Source organism: Mucilaginibacter straminoryzae, assembly GCF_022953055.1.
Classification (GTDB): domain Bacteria; phylum Bacteroidota; class Bacteroidia; order Sphingobacteriales; family Sphingobacteriaceae; genus Mucilaginibacter; species Mucilaginibacter straminoryzae.
In genome coordinates, this window is record NZ_JALJEJ010000001.1 from 136,496 (window position 1) to 153,104 (window position 16,609).

14 protein-coding genes are annotated in these 16,609 nt (G+C 44.9%); 8 read left to right on the top strand and 6 right to left on the bottom strand.

Translation table 11 applies throughout. The features are described 5' to 3' along the window. Positions 1-47: 47 nt before the first annotated feature. Positions 48-1,847 (bottom strand): M61 family metallopeptidase, encoded by a 1,800-nt coding sequence (locus tag MUY27_RS00690; protein WP_245128037.1) that lies wholly within the window; start codon positions 1,845-1,847, stop codon positions 48-50. A 111-nt stretch (positions 1,848-1,958) separates the two neighbouring features. On the opposite strand from MUY27_RS00690, the gene MUY27_RS00695 reads away from it, so the two are divergent. From MUY27_RS00695 to MUY27_RS00725, 7 genes are all read left to right on the top strand, one after another. Further along, positions 1,959-2,438, top strand: coding sequence for a MarR family winged helix-turn-helix transcriptional regulator (locus tag MUY27_RS00695; protein WP_245128038.1), 480 nt, complete (start codon positions 1,959-1,961; stop codon positions 2,436-2,438). Next, positions 2,435-3,517: an efflux RND transporter periplasmic adaptor subunit gene (locus MUY27_RS00700; RefSeq protein ID WP_245128039.1), complete on the top strand. Its 1,083-nt coding sequence runs from the start codon at positions 2,435-2,437 to the stop codon at positions 3,515-3,517. The genes MUY27_RS00695 and MUY27_RS00700 overlap by 4 nt, the downstream gene beginning before the upstream one ends. A 7-nt stretch (positions 3,518-3,524) precedes the next feature. After that, entirely contained in the window at positions 3,525-6,644 is a 3,120-nt protein-coding gene (locus MUY27_RS00705; protein WP_245128040.1) for an efflux RND transporter permease subunit, read from the top strand. A gap of 4 nt (positions 6,645-6,648) precedes the next feature. Next, complete coding sequence (locus MUY27_RS00710; RefSeq protein WP_245128041.1) at positions 6,649-7,968, top strand: TolC family protein; 1,320 nt, start codon at positions 6,649-6,651, stop codon at positions 7,966-7,968. 60 nt (positions 7,969-8,028) lie between these two features. After that, complete coding sequence (locus MUY27_RS00715) at positions 8,029-8,406, top strand: response regulator (RefSeq protein ID WP_245128042.1); 378 nt, start codon at positions 8,029-8,031, stop codon at positions 8,404-8,406. Beyond that, the gene (locus MUY27_RS00720; RefSeq protein WP_245128043.1) at positions 8,403-9,251 is read left to right on the top strand and encodes an N-acetylglucosamine kinase; all 849 of its coding nucleotides are present in this window, start codon (positions 8,403-8,405) and stop codon (positions 9,249-9,251) included. Before MUY27_RS00715 ends, MUY27_RS00720 begins: the two co-directional genes overlap by 4 nt. Positions 9,252-9,358: 107 nt before the next feature. Continuing rightward, entirely contained in the window at positions 9,359-9,970 is a 612-nt protein-coding gene (locus tag MUY27_RS00725; protein ID WP_245128044.1) for a TonB family protein, read from the top strand. A gap of 56 nt (positions 9,971-10,026) precedes the next feature. Here the strand turns inward: MUY27_RS00725 and MUY27_RS00730 are convergent, their stop codons facing one another. Further along, the gene (locus MUY27_RS00730) at positions 10,027-10,596 is read right to left on the bottom strand and encodes a DUF4256 domain-containing protein (protein WP_245128045.1); all 570 of its coding nucleotides are present in this window, start codon (positions 10,594-10,596) and stop codon (positions 10,027-10,029) included. Positions 10,597-10,943: 347 nt separating this feature from the next. On the opposite strand from MUY27_RS00730, the gene MUY27_RS00735 reads away from it, so the two are divergent. Further along, on the top strand, positions 10,944-11,522 hold the full coding sequence (locus tag MUY27_RS00735; protein ID WP_245128046.1) for a hypothetical protein: 579 nt from the start codon (positions 10,944-10,946) through the stop codon (positions 11,520-11,522). 73 nt (positions 11,523-11,595) lie between these two features. Here the strand turns inward: MUY27_RS00735 and MUY27_RS00740 are convergent, their stop codons facing one another. The 4 genes from MUY27_RS00740 to MUY27_RS00755 form a co-directional block, all read right to left on the bottom strand. Next, entirely contained in the window at positions 11,596-14,151 is a 2,556-nt protein-coding gene (locus MUY27_RS00740) for a TonB-dependent receptor (protein ID WP_245128047.1), read from the bottom strand. Between the two features lie 173 nt (positions 14,152-14,324). Further along, the gene (locus MUY27_RS00745; protein ID WP_245128048.1) at positions 14,325-14,807 is read right to left on the bottom strand and encodes a TlpA family protein disulfide reductase; all 483 of its coding nucleotides are present in this window, start codon (positions 14,805-14,807) and stop codon (positions 14,325-14,327) included. 22 nt (positions 14,808-14,829) lie between these two features. Beyond that, complete coding sequence (locus MUY27_RS00750) at positions 14,830-15,843, bottom strand: Gfo/Idh/MocA family protein (protein WP_245128049.1); 1,014 nt, start codon at positions 15,841-15,843, stop codon at positions 14,830-14,832. Between the two features lie 82 nt (positions 15,844-15,925). Then, positions 15,926-16,528 carry a DUF4142 domain-containing protein gene (locus tag MUY27_RS00755; protein ID WP_245128050.1) on the bottom strand — a complete coding sequence of 201 codons (603 nt, stop codon included), beginning with the start codon at positions 16,526-16,528 and terminating at the stop codon, positions 15,926-15,928. Between the last annotated feature and the right edge of the window lie 81 nt (positions 16,529-16,609).

Consider the following 16,609-nt stretch of genomic DNA (forward strand, 5'->3'; position numbering starts at 1 on the left):
ATATTACAAAATACATTAACCAAAAAGTCTGCCACTTATACCAGCGCTTAAAGCGACAGCCATTTTTTTCTTACAGCAAGCTGCTTTTCAGATGGCGATGATACGCTTTCAATCTTATATTTTACGTCAGTATCGCGCAGCAAAGTGACCGGGATGTCTAAAGAAGCGCCATCCCTTACTACAGTTACTACTACTTTATCGCCCACCTTCTTTCCGTCCAATAGCTTCTTTTTATCGGTAACTTCCTGTCCATCAATTGCTTTTATTTCATCATTTACGCTGATTCCACTAACCCAGGCAGCTGATCCGCGTAATACTGCAGCTACTTTAAGGGCGTTTCCTGCGGCAGGAAATTTAACGCCAAGCGTAGGATTTTCTGTACCGGCAAACTCGTCTTTAACCTGGTACCCGGCATAGTTCAGGTAATGGTTATAGTCGATCGGTACTACGCCATTGATATATTTTTTATAGAAATCGTCCAGATTTTTTCCTGCAAATTTTTCTAAAGCCAGTTTAAACTCGGCATCAGTGTATCCTCGTTTGCGCACTTTGTAGTACTCGTTGTACATATAACGCATCACATCGTCTAAAGAATACTTGCCATTGCTATCGTTAATGATCTCTAAATCAAGCAGGCTGGCGATAACTGCGCCTTTATTATAATAAGATATCCCGGTGTTGATAGAGTTTTCATCCGGGCGGTAGGCTTTAATCCATGCGTCATAGCTGGCATAAGCCAAGGGTTGCATTTTAGTGCCGGGCGTGTTATCTACCACATTAAAATCTGCGGCAAGGATACCCAGGTAATTTTCTGTAGAATATAGTTTAGTACGATGAACGATCAGGTTATCATAATAAGCGGTAAAGCCTTCTGCAATCCAAAGATTGGTGGTATAATTTTCATTATCGTAATCGAAAGGCCCAAGGGCAATCGGGCGTAAACGTTTTACATTCCAGAGGTGGAAATGCTCATGGGCAACCAGGCTCAGGAAGCCCTGGTAACCCGCTTCGGTGTTATAACTATTGCGCGACATCCCCAGTACGGTAGAACTTAAATGCTCCAGGCCTCCACCCGCCTTATTATAATTGTGTACAATAAAGGTGTAGTGCTTGTTAGGGTTTTCGCCAAAAACAGCGGTTTCCAGTTCAATCACGTGCGCCATATCTTTCTTCAGGCGTTCTTTATCATAATTACCACCACCATACATTGCTACTTCGTAATTTACACCCGCAGCTTTAAAATCAAAAACATCCTGCGTACCTATCTCGATAGGCGAGTCGAATAAAATATCATAATCAGGTGCGGTACGGGTGAACGGGTCGTTATTCACCATCTCTAAACTGGTAGAAACCTTGTTCCAGTTTTTATAAGGTGTGATGTGAATAGTGCTTGGATGTTTCAGCATACCATCGGGGTATAAGAACATCCCGGAAGTAGATAAGAAAGCATGTGTCTGGTCGATAAACGCCGTACGTACCGAGATCTCGAAAGCATAAATACGGTATTTTACTTTTATAGAAGACAGGCCCTGAATGTTGATGTGCCAAATATTTTTCCTGGTCTTTACAAACTCAACAGGTTTGCCTTTTGCTTCGGCACTGAACCCTTCCAGGTTCTTGGCAAACTCGCGTACCAGGTAGGATCCCGGTGTCCATACGGGCATTTTCAAGTCTACTGCTTTTTGCGCCAGCCCGCTCAGTGTCATTTCAATATCCGCATAATGCGCCTGCGGCTCAGAAAAGCTTACTTCGTATTTAATCTGTACGTTGTTAACGGCCGCCTCGCTTATGGTATGGGTTGTCATCATTATTAATAGTGAAATACTTAAACGAATAAATTTTTTCATGCAGGCAAGTTATAAAAACTACCGCATTGACCGCATAACCAGTGAGTTGTAAAATGGTTGATACATGCAACTATTTAATATACAGCCCCGTTAAATTTGCTGCAACTGACAATGGAGTTAACCACACCTATTTCCCGGAAACTGATCCAAACGGGCCGCTTGTACCTGAATGTACTGGCGCGGCAGGTAACCCATTTAGATATTAACAGGTATTATGATATCCTGAATATTATCTATAGTCACAACGGGCAGCTTACGCAAAAAGCATTATCGCAAATGCTGAATAAAGACAAGTCGGCAATGGTAAGTATTATTGATTATCTTACCCAGCAAGGCTATGTTTACCGTGAAAAGAACCCGAATGATCGGCGTGAGCATTTGTTGAAGATCACCGAAAAAGGCGCTAAGGATGTACAGGAGGTGATCCTTGCCTTTAAACAGCTGAACCAACACGCTACAGAAAACATACCCGAAGACCAATTAACGATATTTAAACAGGTGCTAAGCCAGATTGAATATAACCTGAAACAACATTTAATAAACCAAAATAACTCAGAATTTACCCCTAACGCGGATTACCATAATATATGAAAACAAGGTATATCGTATATGCTGCACTTGTGCTTGTTGTAGCGTTTTTAATTTTTAATAAATTTCATGGCGCCAAAAATAAAGACGGCTCTGGGCCGACAGCTGGTGCAGCCAAAAATGGCAAACGTAAGAACGGGCCGGTACCGGTGAAGGTGATGATTGTAAAGGATACTTCTGTAAGCAATAACATCGACCTGACAGGCACCATCGATCCGAACGAGAAGGTAAACCTGGTGGCGCAAACATCCGGCAATATTACCGGCATTTATTTCCAGGAAGGCAGCCATGTAAGCAAAGGGCAGGTGCTGGTAAAGGTTTACAATCAGGACCTGATAGCCTCATTGAAACAGAACCAGTACCAGGTGGCGCTGGCTAAAGAGAACGAGTACCGTAACCGCGTGCTTTTACAAAAGGAAGCCGTGAGCCAGCAGGAATATGACACCTCTCTATCAAGCTTCAATTCGCTTAAAGCACAAAGCGATGTGATTAAAGCACAGATCGCCCGTACAGAAATACGTGCGCCATTTACCGGTACCATCGGCTTGCGCAGCGTAAGCCCGGGCAGTTACCTGTCGCCGCAAACGTCTATTGCAACGCTGGTGAGTACAGACCCCATGAAGGTAACGTTTTCTGTGCCGGAGCGTTACAAACCGCTGATCACCGTTAACAGCAAGATCAAATTCAATATCGCCAGTTCGCAAAAAACCTTTACCGGAACGGTGTATGCCGTGGAACCAGCTATCGACCCAACTTCAAGGACACTTACCGTAAGGGCACGTGCGGCCAACCCGAAAGGGGAAATTACGGCGGGTGGCTTTGCTAAGATTAACCTGACGCTTGACCAGACCCCACGAACCATTATGGTTCCTACCGAATGCGTGGTGCCGGATATCAAATCAAGCAAAGTATTCATCGCTCAAAATGGTAAAGCCGTGGCTAAGACGGTACAGACCGACCTGCGTACAGATACTCAGATAGAGATTGTAAGCGGATTGAAAGCGGGTGACAGCCTGATTGTTTCGGGCATTATCCAGATGCGCCCGAAAGTGCCTTTGAAAATTATAAAAGTTATTAAGTAACCACATCATGAGTTTATCCTCAGTCAGCATAAAACGGCCGGTACTGGCTACCGTATTGTCCGTTGTAATCGTGGTATTTGGTATTATCGGCTACAAGTTTTTAGGGGTACGCGATTTCCCTTCTGTCGATCCGCCGATTATCACCGTCAGTACCAGTTATTCCGGCGCAAACGCCGAAGTAATTGAATCGCAGATCACCGAGCCCTTGGAAAAAGCCATCAACGGTGTGCAGGGTATCCGTAACATATCTTCTACCAGTAGTGTGGGTAGCAGCAGTATTACGGTTGAATTTAACCTGGATGCGGATCTGGAGACTGCTGCGAACGACGTTCGCGATAAGGTTTCGCAGGCGCAGCGGCAATTACCGCAAGATATTGATGCACCGCCGGTGGTAACCAAGGCAGATGCCAATTCGGATAACATCATCACGCTTACGGTAAGCAGTGATACCCGTAACATTATGCAGGTGGATGATTATGCCGAGAACGTTTTGCAGGAAGGTTTACAAACCATCCCAGGTGTAAGTTCTATCAACATCCAGGGGCAGCGCCAGTACGCCATGCGGATCTGGATAGACCCGAACAAATTGAGTGCTTTGGGCCTTGCCGCGACGGATATCCGCGATGCCATTAATAATGAAAACGTAGAGTTGCCGGCAGGTAAGATTGAAGGAAACAACACCGAGCTTACCGTGCGCGCGCTGGGTAAAATGTCTACCGAGAAGGAGTTTAACAACCTGATCATCCGCGCGGATAGTAACCGCGTTATCCGGATGAAGGATATTGGCTACGTGGTAATGGGCTCGGCTAATGAAGAAACCTCATTGCGCGAAGGTGGCGTACCCGAAGTTGGTTTGGCATTGGTGCCGCAACCGGGTGCAAACTACGTACAGATTGCAAAAGACTTCTACAAAAGGCTGGCGCAGATAGAAAAAGACCTTCCGCCGGATATTCACGTAAAGGTGGCGCTGGATAACACCCGTTTCATTAACCAGTCTATAGAAGAGGTACAGGAAACGCTGATCGTATCGTTTATCCTGGTGGTAATTATCATCTACCTGTTCTTCCGCGACTGGCTCATCGCTTTCCGCCCGCTGATCGATATCCCGGTGTCGTTAATCGGTACTTTCTTTATCATGTATGCCTGCGGTTTCTCTATCAATATCCTTACGTTGCTGGGTATTGTGCTGGCCACAGGCCTGGTGGTGGATGACGGTATCGTCGTCACAGAAAATATCTATAAAAAGGTAGAAGAGGGCATGTCTATCAGAAAGGCGGCATTTGAAGGTTCGGCAGAAATTTTCTTTGCCGTAATTTCAACTTCTGTAACGCTGGCGGCGGTGTTCCTGCCTATTGTATTCCTGGAAGGGTTTACCGGCCGTTTATTCCGCGAGTTTGCGATCGTGGTGGCTGGTTCTGTATTGATCTCTGCCTTTGTATCACTGTCGCTTACGCCGATGCTGAACGTAAAGCTGATCCGCAAAAACCAGAAAAAATCCAGATTCTATGAAAAGACAGAGCCATTCTTCGAACGCATGAACAATGCTTATGTGGAAACACTGGTGAGCTTCATGAAAAAGAAGTGGATTTCTATCGTGATCATGGTAATATCTGTGGTGATCATCGGCTTGCTGGTAAAATCAACACAATCCGAGCTTGCTCCACTGGACGACCGTAGTTTGCTGCGTTACCAGGTCACCGGTTCTGAAGGTGCCACGTATGATTTCATGTCGAAATACATGAATAACATTTCGCAACTGGTGGACGATTCCATCCCCGAGTCCAACGTAAATATCTCCGTAGTATCACCTGGTTTCAGCGGTGGTTCTGCGAATAGCGGTTTCGGACGCATCGGGTTGGTTGCACCGGATAAGCGTACCCGCAGCCAGGCAGAAATTGCACAATGGCTTACCAAAAAACTAAGCCGCTTCCCGGATGCGCGCGCCATTGTGGTGCAGGAACAAACCATCAGCGGTGGTGGTTCGGGCGCAAGAACATCGCTGCCGGTACAGTTTGTTATTCAGAACCAGGATTTTGAAAAGATCCGCAAGGTACTACCCGATTTCTTCAGTGAGGTGCAGAAAGACCCGATTTTCATGACGCCCGACGTCAACCTGAAGTTTACCAAACCGCAGCTGAACGTGGTAACCGACCGCGACCGCGCGCGTGACCTGGGTGTGGACGTGAACGATATTGCTTCTACCCTGCAGCTGTATTATTCAAACGGACGTTTAAGCTACTTCCTGCTCAATGGTAAACAATACCAGGTAATTGCCCAGGTAGACCGTGCCAACCGCGATCAGCCGTTGGATCTGAAATCTATTTACGTTCGGAGTAGCCGTGGGCAATTGATACAGTTGGATAACGTGGTGAAGGTGACAGAAGATGCCACCCCGCCATCCATTTACCACTTTAACCGTTTCAAATCCGCCACCATACAGGCTGGCCTTGCACCGGGGTACACCGTTGGGGATGGTATTGCCGAAATGCAGAAAATTGCAGATCGCTTGCTCGATCCTACTTTCAGTACTGCTTTAAGCGGCCCTTCGCGCGATTATGCGGAAAGTTCATCAAATATATTGTTCGCGTTTGGCTTCGCCTTGCTGCTGATCTACCTGGTACTGGCCGCGCAGTTCGAAAGCTTTATCGACCCGTTCATCGTGATGCTAACGGTGCCGCTGGCAATCGCGGGTGCGTTTATTTCGCTTTGGCTGTTCAACCAAACATTGAACATTTTCAGCGAGATCGGGATGATTACCCTGGTAGGTCTGGTAACTAAGAACGGTATCCTGATCGTAGAGTTTGCTAATCAGAAGATGGAGCACGGCATGTCCAAGTACGAGGCTGCCGTCGAAGCGGCAGCAGCACGTTTGCGCCCCATCCTGATGACCAGTTTGGCCGTGGTGTTGGGTGCCGTACCCATTGCCTTTGCCTTGGGTGCCGGTGCAAAAAGTCGTACATCGCTCGGTATTGTAATTATGGGCGGGCAGTTGTTCGCCCTGGTGCTTACCTTGTATATTATCCCGGTAATGTACGTGATGATGGCTTCTAAGACACGCCGCAACCCTGATGAAGAACCAAAGGAAGAGGTTGAAAAACACGAACCTAAATTAATTGAAAACTTATAAGCAAATGAAGAAATTAAGCTTAGGTATCATTCTTGGCACCTGCTTATTGTTTGCAGGGGCCCTACATGCCCAGGAAGCACCCATGCTTACCCTGAAGAATGCGATAGAAATTGCCTTGCAGAATAATTATAACATTAAGCTGGCGCAGAACAATAATACGATCGCCAAAAATAATGTTACCCCGGGCGCTGCCGGTATGTTGCCCAACGTGCAGGGTACATTCACTTCTACCAATAGTATACAAAATACGGTGCAGACACGTGCCGATAATACCGTAAACCGGATCAGCAACGCACACAACACCGGGACGGCTTATGCGGCAAATATGAACTGGACCATCTTTGATGGCTTCCTGATGTTTGCCAATTATGATGCGTTGAAAGAACGCCGGCAACTGAGCGATGTACTGTTAAAAGATACCATCCAGGCGACTGTTGCTAACGTATTGAGCACTTATTTTGATCTGGTGAACCAACGCGAACAGATCAAAGCGTTACAAGGAGCTATCGCCATTTCTAAATTACAACTGGGCTACGCAAACGAGAAGTTTAAAGTGGGCAGGGCTTCAAAGCTGGATGTGTTGAACGCACAGGTGAATTACAATACAGATACCGCTAACCTGATCACCCAGAAACAGCAGTTTAAAGCTGCGCAGATAAGGTTGAACCAGATACTGGTGCGCGATTTACAAACAAACTTCAACGTGGCAGACACCATTATTGTGGATGATAAAGTAACCCTGGGCGATGTACTGACGAAGGCCCAAAGCCAAAACCCGGCGATACTGGCTTCACAGATTAACCAGCGGCTGGCCGAAATTAATATACGCCAGGTACGTTCTACCCGTTATCCGCAATTGTCCGTCAATGGCGGTTACTCAACCAATAACTCCAGAAATCCGGCAGGTTTCGCCCGTGAGCAAAATTCTAAAGGGCTTAATTACGGTTTGGTAGCCAGCATCAACATCTTTGACGGCTTTAACCAGTGGCGACGCGAGCGTAACGCAAAACTGCAATCCAGCAATGCCGTGTTAGACTACAACCAAACCAAGCTGGACGTAGAGGCGCAGATCAACACCCTATACAGCAGTTACTTAAGTGGGCTTGATCTGGTTAAACTGGGGGAAAGTAACGTGAGCATTGCACAAAAGAACCTGCAGATATCATTAGAAAAATACCGGTTGGGAAACATTACCCCGCTGGAAATCCGTGAGGCCCAACGTAATTATTTGTTGGCACAATCGCAGTTCTTTAGCGCGCAATATCAATCTAAAATTGCAGAGATTACCTTAAAGCAAATCACCGCTTCTATTGATATACAATAAGTTTGTGCGAAAAATCATTTTGATATGTGCGGAAATAGTTATTTTTGGAGTTAAATGCTTGTGCCGTTCAAAACATGCCTCCTGATTGACGATAACTATATCGACAACTTTGTTACGCGCCGTATTTTAGAGAGCGGGAACTTTGCGGAAGAAATTATTGTTAACCAGTCGGCAACAGATGCTATTAACGCTTTAAAAGATGGTTCCCTTCGTCCGGATGTGATCTTTCTGGATTTGCGAATGCCGCTGATGAATGGTTTTGATTTCCTGAACGAATTCGACAAGATTGATATGCCCGGCAAAGAAAACGTAAAGATATTCATGCTTTCTTCTTCGCTGGACCCAACAGACGTCAGACGCTCATCAGAGAATAAATACATCACCCAGTTCCTTCATAAACCACTAACCCACAAAACACTCGAAGAACTTTCTTTATGATTCTGGTTGCGGATAGTGGTTCTTCAAAAACCGACTGGCTGCTTGATATACCCGGCCAGGAAAAGTTAAGTTTCAGGTCGAGCGGATTAAATCCCTATTTCTTAAACGACAAGCAGATTGTTAAAATACTGCAGGAGCAGGTGCCGGACATGATTGCTTACAATCAGCAAATCAAAGAAATCTATTTTTTCGGCGCTGGTTGTTCCAGTCCGGACAGGCACGAGATTGTGAGTAATGCCTTAAGCGTGCTGTTCACCAAGGCATTCATCAGCGTGGATAGCGATCTGCTGGGTTCTGCATACGCTACCTGCGGGCATGAAAAAGGCATTTGCTGCGTGCTTGGTACCGGTTCTAACATTTCTTTTTTCGATGGGGAAGAAATACATGCCGGTAAGCATGGTTTGGGCTATGTGTTGGGCGACGAAGGTTCGGGAACCTGGATCGGCCGTATTTTGGTGACGGATTATCTTTACGGCAGGATGCCGGCTGATGTAGCCGCTGCTTTTAAAAAGGAATATAAGTTAACCAAAGACCAGGTAATGCTGAAGGTGTATGAGAGGCCTAACGCTAATACTTACCTGGCGTCTTTTGCCCGTTTCCTGGTAAAAGTAAAAGAGACGGTTTACGCACAACAGCTAATCGAAAAAAGCCTCACCGGGTTTATCGAAACCAATATTAAATCTTACCCCGAGTATCATAAGTATAAGTGCCACTTTGTAGGCTCTATTGCCGAGGTATACTCAGAAGAGTTAAAGGCGCTTTGCAAGGCGCAGGACGTGCAGGTTGGGAAAATTCTGAAGCACCCCATTGATGACCTGATGCAGTTTATCCTGAAAAAGGTTTAGCTAAATTTTCTGGAAAAAAAGAATCAACTAAAAAACTAGTATATATTTTAAACATTATAACTAATTTTTTAGTTTTATGTTTATATTTGGATAAATAACTAACCATCATGAACTTAAAATTAATTGTAAGAGCAGCCCGCATCGTTTTTGCGGCCTGCTTGTTAATGCTGTTTGTGCCTGAAGTGAAGGGTCAGAAAAAAGGCGGTGACGAAATTTTTACCGCGACAGAACAGCCTGCTGAATTTCCAGGTGGGATGCAAGCCTTCGGAAAGTTTCTGGCAGCCAACATCCGCTACCCCAAGAAAGAGCGCGAAGAAAACATACAGGGCAAGGTTATTCTTACCTTCGTTGTAGAAAAAGACGGCAGGCTTTCAGATATTAAAAGTTTGCGTTCGCCAAACGAAGCCCTAAGCAATGAAGCCATCCGGGTAATGGAAGCTTCACCGAAATGGATCCCCGGTCGACAGAACAATGTTGCTGTGCGCCAGCAATACACCGTGCCGATTAGTTTTTCGCTGCCAGGCTTAACCTCAGAAAAAAACATGTCGCTTTCGGATAGTGTGATGTACGTGCTTAATGGCAAGATTGTGGATAAGTCGGCTGTTAAATCGCTAAGTCCCGACAAAATTGCTACCATGAATATCCTTAAAGGAAAAGGTGCAGTAGAGAAATACGGCGAAAAGGCAGCTAAAGGCGTAGTTGAAATTATTACGAAATAAACCTTTTCATATCCGTTATAGAGAGCAAGGTTGTTCTCTATAACGCTTTTAAGGTTCTACACCTTTAATAATGCACGGAACCCTCTTGCTGCATAATAAGATTGGGCGCCGTTATGATAGATGAAAACATGATCGTAACGGAGATCGCCAAAAATAGCGCCACCTAATTTCCGTATCGCTTCGGGCGTTTTCAGCCAGCTGGAAGTTTTGGCATCAAACTTACCGAATTGCTGCAGGTAGCGGTATTGTTCTTCGGTAAGGATATCTACACCCATTTCAGCCGCCATATCCAGGGCATTGCTCTCTGGCTTAAATTCTTTTCTCGCTTCTAAGGCTTCCGCATCGTAGCAAAGGCTTCTGCGAGCTTTGGGGCTTTCTGCTGCGCAATCAAAAAAGCTATATATACCATTTTCCTCACTGCCGATTAGGTCCGGTTCGCCACCTGTTCTCTCCATTTCACTAAGCGACCATAATTTTTCGGGTGAAGCTTCAAGCTTTGCCTGCACCTTAGCCCAATCCGCCTCCGGATGCCTTTTCCTGTTTTTTTCAAAACGTGCTTTTATGGTGGTAAGTAATTCTTCACTTTCCTGTGGGGTAAGCGTTTGCGGTTGATACAGCTTGGTCATATGGTTAACTATTATTATGAGATTGGTTTATCGTGGTCAGGCTAAATTAGTTCTTCTGCTGCTAAAATAGAAACCTTCAAATAAATAGTTACTGGTAAAAAGCCTCAATTCTTAAAGAATAATGTCTGTAGAATTTCAGCTCAGTGTCACCTCAAAGTAAAGTCAATATGCTTTAAGGTTGAAGGAGAATTTTTGGTTCAAAAAGGCGAATTTTTGGTATTTCCGGGCGTTTTTCGGCGATATACTTTTGACTCGTCAAACAAAAAGTTAAACGCTATAAGTGAAAAACAGACAAACTCAACACACAGAAAAAATTAATCTTATTAACCTTAAAAAACGATAAAATCATGAAAACTTCAATAAAATTAGGCGTAGCCGCCTTAGCTTTAGCAACTTCATTTTCATTTAGTGCAAAAGCACAAACTACTACCCAATCAACTTCTACAGAACGTTCTGGTGTTCGTTTAAGCGTTGGCCCTGAAGTAGGTGTACCTGTTGGTAGCCTGAAAGATGGTTATAACTGGAACTTTGGTGGTTCAATCCAGGCAGACCTTCCTATCTATAATAACCAGCTTTATGCAACTGTAAATGCAGGTTTCAACAATTTCTTCGCTAAAGACATTAATGGTTTTAAAGGCGAGAACCTTCAACTGATCCCTGTTAAAGCAGGTTTGAAATACTTTGCTGCATCAAACTTCTACATTCAAGGTGAAGCAGGTGCTTCATTTGTGGCCAATAAAGACAAAGTAGGTGCAGATAAATCAGCTGCTTTTGTATACGCACCACAAATTGGTTACCTGATCCCTCTTGGCGGTAAAAACTACCTGGATGCCGGTGTACGTTTCGAAAGCAATACCAAATTTGTTGACAACGGTAACAACAGCAACTTCTTCGGCCTGCGTTTAGCTTACGCTTTCGGCCTGTAAAAAGCACCCCACACCATAGTGTTTAATTAAATAAATGCAGAAGCCCGTTAGAAATAACGGGCTTCGCTGTTTTTTATCGGTTTGCTTTTGGTCCGCCGGGTCTTCCGCCGCCTTGTGGCGTTCCTGGAGTAGCTTGCTGGTTACCGACTGGTTGCACATCATTGGGCACATCCGGGTCGCCGCCACCGCCGTTGTTGGGCTCGTCGCCGTTTTTGCGGTTACGCTGGCGGTTACTGTTACCAGAACTGCCGAAGCGGTAAGAGAGCGAGAACAGCGCTACGCGGGTTGCCCAGCGGCGTTCTGAATAAGAACTTAAACTACCGTCGCCGGTAACAATGGTTGAACGGAATTTACGGGTGTTGAAAATATCACGAACGTTAGCACTGAAGCTTAACTGCTTGGTGACATCATATTTCACACCGCCATCCAGGCCGTACATTGATTTCATTTTACCTTGTGCAATTACCTGTGGGCCCTGGTAGTCGCCGCGGAGCTGGATACCCAGTTTGCTTACCGGCTTATAGTTGGCCGTTAAATTGCCATTCCAGGCATAACCCGATGTGGATTGTACGCGTAGAGCGGCATCGCCCTGTATGTTGCGGTAATATACGTTTACGTTACCGGTTAAATCGAACGATGAAGTAGGGCTCAGGCGCGCAATTAATTCATAACCTGCGTTAGACGCATTATTTAAATTCTGGAAGGTGGTATAGGTAATGGTGCTGCTTCCCGGATAAAGTGTTTGTATCCGCTGGATGTTATCATAAGTAATGCGGTAGTACAAGGAAGAAGTCAACGTCAATGCTTTCCAGTAATTGATATAGCTTAACTCGAAAGAGTGGGTATCTTCCGGTTGAAGCGTCGGGTTACCCTGCTGGTAATTGTTCCGGTCGCTCACATCCAGGAACGGAATGATCTGCCTGTCGCGCGGACGGCTTACCCTGCGACTATAGCTTAACTGCAAAGTTTGTACATCAGTAAGTTTGTCTGTTAAGAACAACGTAGGGTACAGGCGTAGGTAATCATTCTTAAAAGGTTGCGTAATGCCTTGCGACATGGTGCTGGTAGAAATAAAAGCATCTTCTAAACGCAAGCCACCTTGGATGCCAAACTTACCAAACTGGTGCTGGTAGTTGGTATAAATGGCATGTACCTGCTCTTTATAAATGAAATCGTTGCTCAAATTCGCCGCAAAAAGATAACTGTTGGTGGTGTTGCTCAAGGTATCAACCGCCACATTATTTGTATTTCTGTTGAAAGTACTGCGATAACCCATTTCCATACGGCCGTTCTTCAGCGGCAGCACATAATCTGCCTGTACGTTCCAGTTGTACTGTTTACCGTTGGTGTAGTTGTTCTGCAGGTATGAAAAATCGTTAAAGTTGCCCCCGGTGTAATCATAGATACTGCTGTTGTTATCAGTATTGTTATTACGGCTGCTGGAGAAGCCAATGTTGGCGGTTAGCTCCTGCTGCGGCTTTTTGTATTTATGGCTGAAATCCAGATTAAAATCCAGGTTATTGCCGTCACCATTGCTCCGGTTGTTAATATTGATGATCTGGTTATAAAGCGGATTGTTCAGGTTGGTAAAACCATTCTGAAAGCGGTCCAAGCTACGGATATTGATGTTATTAGAAAAGCTTAATGTAGTTTTCTGATCAATGTTATAATCAATACCGCTGCGGATGTTGTTAGAGTTGATCTTGAATTCCTGGTCGTTCACCTGGTTTTGGGTAGAAGTTCCCGTAGGGCCGACAGTTGTCCGCGAGCTGTTGCCATTACCCACACGGGTACCTTTGCGGTAGCTATAGTTACCGTATACGTTGATCTTGCCTGCCTGGTAGTTAAGGTTTACGGAACCGTTGTAATTATTTTGGGTACCGGCACCAACCTGTACCGAACCATTCCAGCCGAGTTGCGCATTTTTCTTCAATACAATATTGATGATACCCGACTGGCCTTCGGCATCGTATTTGGACGAAGGATTGGTGATCACCTCGATATTTTCGATAGAACTTGCCGGGATAGATTGCAGCACATCTGTAAGGTTAGCGCCGGTTAAGGCTGAAGGCTTACCGTTGATCAGGATGCGTACATTACTTGATCCGCGCAGGTTGATATTGCCGTCCACATCTACCTGTACAGAAGGTACATTGCTTAACAGATCGGTTGCCGAGCCGCCCTGGCTCACCAGGCTTTGCTCTACGCTGAACACTTTTTTATCTGTACTCAGGCTGATCTGGCTGCGTTGCGCCCGCACGGTAACTTCTTTAATTACGCCTTTAGACTGGCGAAGCTTGATAACGCCAAGGTTAACCGCGTTGCCGCGCAGGTTAAGCGTATCTTTAATAAAAGAAATATACCCTACATAAGTAGCGCGGAAAATATAAGTGCCATTAGGTATACCGCCCAGTTTAAAGTTGCCCTGAAGATCAGTCTGCATGCTTTTTACCGGCTTGTTATCTGCCTTTTGTACTACGGTAACGGTAGCAAAATCTAAAACCTGGCCGGTGGTAGCATCAACCAGTTTACCGGAAATGGAACTACCGGCTTCCTGCGCATAAAGCGCAGTGCTAAAAATGGAAAGAAATAATATTGTAAATATTTTTCTATAGGGGTTATTAATCATCCTGCAAAAGTGTGTCTTTTAAGCAAGGATAAACCCTGTGGCTTGTAACTTTGTTGTAGAAGAGCCGGGGAACAGAGGTAAAAATTTTATTACGGTATAATCTTCTCCCAACCCCAGAGCAATAAAAAAGGCCGCCAGGAACAACTGGCAGCCTTTTCGCACATATTTCTTTTTTACGCGCTCTTCGCGGTCTTGATTAGTTCCTTAACCGGAGGTGCTTTCTCATAGGCCTTTACCAGCTTACCATGCTTGTTATAAATGGCAATATAAGGGGTAGTTTTTACGTCAAAATACTTTTGCATTTCATAAGTGTAACCTTCTGTACCCACGGTAATGTTAGGGTAAGCATTCAGCCCGAACGAGTTATAAAAGTCTTTGATCATCTTATACTGCACAAACGTGATCATCACAATCTGTACGTCTTTCAGTTCGTTCAGCTGCGGTTTCATCTCGTACATCAGGTGCTGGCAGTGGCTGCAATCCGGCGAAAAGTAAATGATCATTACCGGCTTGTTCTTCTTTAGGTTAGCCGTAGTTACTTTAACGCTATCCGTATTCAGGATGTGGTAGGTGGGCAGGTTTTCGATATTTTTTTCCTGCGCAAAAATGCATCCGGCAACTAGTACCAATGCAATCAGACTTAAAAGTTTCTTCATTCTATCCAACATTAGCTTATGATCAGGCTTCCAGCATTTCTATCTGCCATGCAATTTGTTCTTCTGTTATGGGGAATAACGCGTTTTCCCTTACAGTATGATACACCGCTTCAAATATACCATTATAGTTACCCTTGTAAGATGGTAAAAGCTCGGTTTCTTTCTGGTTATCTGCGCCCATGATCACCAGTTTCCCTTCGCTTCCTGCTGGTTCAATACCAAAACCTTCGTCTGTAGGTAACATGCCCTTATCCAATTGCGCTTCCTGCGAGTCATTCTGCCCTTTGATAAAGCTGCCTACTGTACCATGAATTACGTACGCTGGTAACGGTTCTGCCACCAAAAGACTGGCCGTTAAAAATACATTCAGATTATTAGGATAGGTAAGATGGAAATGGAAATAATCATCCACTTTTGAATTTGGCCGGTGCGTCGCAGTTGTTTTCTTAAAGCTTAAGGGTTTGCCAAATAACGCAAGGGTCTGATCCAGCAGATGCGGACCGAGGTCGTACGTCAGGCCGTTGGCTGGATAGCTGTTATCTTCTTTAAAAACTTTTGGGCCTATCGCAATGCGGTAACGGTCATACCGGAAATGTACTTCCACCAGTTCGCCCAGCCTGCCGCTGTCAATTACCTGCTTCACCATCTGGAAACCGCTGTCGTAACGACGGTTCTGGTACAGCATCAGGTGCTTGCCCGTGCTGCGGCTTAAATCATAAAGTTCTTTTACTTCTGCAGAGGTTGCCGCTGCGGGTTTCTCCAGCAAAACATGTTTACCTGCCGATAGCGCCGCCTTAGTATATTCGAAATGGGTATAGCTTGGAGTGTTGACGATGATCAGTTCAATTTCCGGATCGTTGATCAGGTCTTCGATCTTATTATAGCTGATTACGTCCGGATAACGTTCGGCAGCCTTTTTCTGGTTCCGTTCTACAACGGCTTTAAACTGGAAGTGTGGGTTAGTAGTCAGAAAGGGCGCGTGGAAGATGCGTCCCGACATTCCGTAGGCCATCAGGCCGGTTACGATCGGTTTCATTCAGTCGTTAGATAATCTGTTAATCACAAGCTTTGTCGACAGCAAATTAACAAATTATCTAACTCACTGATGATTTACCGCATTATTTCATGCTGGCCTGGATTTTCTTGATCGCATCCAGGTGGCCTTGTAACACAGGAAGTGTTTTAGTGGCGAAAGCTTTCAAATCTGCATCTTTGCATTTTTCTGAAGCATCTTTAAACTTGCTTACGTCTTTTTCATGATCTTTAACCATCATGTCCACATAATCTTTGTCAAACTCTTTACCTGATTTTTTAGCCAGGTCGTCCATCATTTTTTTCTCGTCGGTACCTACAACGCTTGGCAGGGTGATGTTTTTCTGTTTAGCTAAAGCAATCAGCTCTGTATTTGCCTTGGTATGATCGGTGATCATCATTTCAGCAAATTTTTTCACGTCGGGGTTAGTGGTTTTACCAGCAACTAATTTGCCCATTTCCACTTCGGCCATACCGCCATTAGCTGCATCTACCGCAAATTCTGCATCGTCTTTAGATACTTCAAGCGGGGTACCTACCTTGCTGGTGTCGGAGCTTGACATAGAAGTAGTATCAGAAGCTTTGTTAATGCTGTCAGCAGCTTCTTTGCTGTCTTTAGGTTGGCTGTTACACGCAGCCATGATGGTAATGCCGGCAGCGGCAGTCATCATTAAAAACGTCTTTTTCATAAGTAATTGTTTATAAGTTAAATGCTTTGCATAATAACATTTTTTTTATCAGATGGTTTTAAAGTTGGTGACATGCTGCTT

Coding starts and splice junctions, on each gene's coding strand:
- MUY27_RS00690 (WP_245128037.1), bottom strand. CDS start 1,847: ATGAAAAAATTTATTCGTTTAAGTATTTCACTATTAATAATGATGACA.
- MUY27_RS00695 (WP_245128038.1), top strand. CDS start 1,959: ATGGAGTTAACCACACCTATTTCCCGGAAACTGATCCAAACGGGCCGC.
- MUY27_RS00700 (WP_245128039.1), top strand. CDS start 2,435: ATGAAAACAAGGTATATCGTATATGCTGCACTTGTGCTTGTTGTAGCG.
- MUY27_RS00705 (WP_245128040.1), top strand. CDS start 3,525: ATGAGTTTATCCTCAGTCAGCATAAAACGGCCGGTACTGGCTACCGTA.
- MUY27_RS00710 (WP_245128041.1), top strand. CDS start 6,649: ATGAAGAAATTAAGCTTAGGTATCATTCTTGGCACCTGCTTATTGTTT.
- MUY27_RS00720 (WP_245128043.1), top strand. CDS start 8,403: ATGATTCTGGTTGCGGATAGTGGTTCTTCAAAAACCGACTGGCTGCTT.
- MUY27_RS00725 (WP_245128044.1), top strand. CDS start 9,359: ATGAACTTAAAATTAATTGTAAGAGCAGCCCGCATCGTTTTTGCGGCC.
- MUY27_RS00730 (WP_245128045.1), bottom strand. CDS start 10,596: ATGACCAAGCTGTATCAACCGCAAACGCTTACCCCACAGGAAAGTGAA.
- MUY27_RS00735 (WP_245128046.1), top strand. CDS start 10,944: ATGAAAACTTCAATAAAATTAGGCGTAGCCGCCTTAGCTTTAGCAACT.
- MUY27_RS00740 (WP_245128047.1), bottom strand. CDS start 14,151: ATGATTAATAACCCCTATAGAAAAATATTTACAATATTATTTCTTTCC.
- MUY27_RS00745 (WP_245128048.1), bottom strand. CDS start 14,807: ATGAAGAAACTTTTAAGTCTGATTGCATTGGTACTAGTTGCCGGATGC.
- MUY27_RS00750 (WP_245128049.1), bottom strand. CDS start 15,843: ATGAAACCGATCGTAACCGGCCTGATGGCCTACGGAATGTCGGGACGC.
- MUY27_RS00755 (WP_245128050.1), bottom strand. CDS start 16,528: ATGAAAAAGACGTTTTTAATGATGACTGCCGCTGCCGGCATTACCATC.